Origin of the sequence: Nitrosospira sp. NpAV (assembly GCF_000832065.1) — a bacterium.
Taxonomy (GTDB): Bacteria; Pseudomonadota; Gammaproteobacteria; order Burkholderiales; family Nitrosomonadaceae; genus Nitrosospira.
The window spans coordinates 1-319 of the sequence record NZ_JXQM01000253.1; the positions used below are offsets into that span (position 1 = coordinate 1).

The following is a 319-nucleotide window of genomic DNA, read 5'->3' on the forward strand; positions in this document are numbered from 1 at the left end:
ATGTAATAGACTATTTTCTATCACAACTGATGGGGAAGGTTATGCATGCCTATTCACAAGATCTTCGAGATCGCATCCTGGGTGCGTTGGATCGTGGCGAAGGTCCAACGGCAATTGCCCGGCGCTTTGAGGTGAGTCGCATGTGGGTGCATCAGGTACGCAAGCGATGGAAAGAAGAAGCCCAGCGCCATAGCTTGCAGAGGGGAGGTTATCGGAGATCCCGCATTGCGCACAAGGAAGCGCAGATTCGGCAATGGATAGAAGCCACGCCGGATCTAACGCTTGTCGATGCGGGTTGAGTTTATAAAAAACCCTGCAC

At 52.0% G+C, this 319-nt stretch carries 1 protein-coding gene; it reads left to right on the forward strand.

The features are described from left to right. On the forward strand, positions 1 to 299 hold a 299-nt coding region (locus SQ11_RS16035), incomplete at its 5' end, for a helix-turn-helix domain-containing protein (RefSeq protein WP_232298061.1). Positions 300 to 319 lie beyond the last annotated feature (20 nt).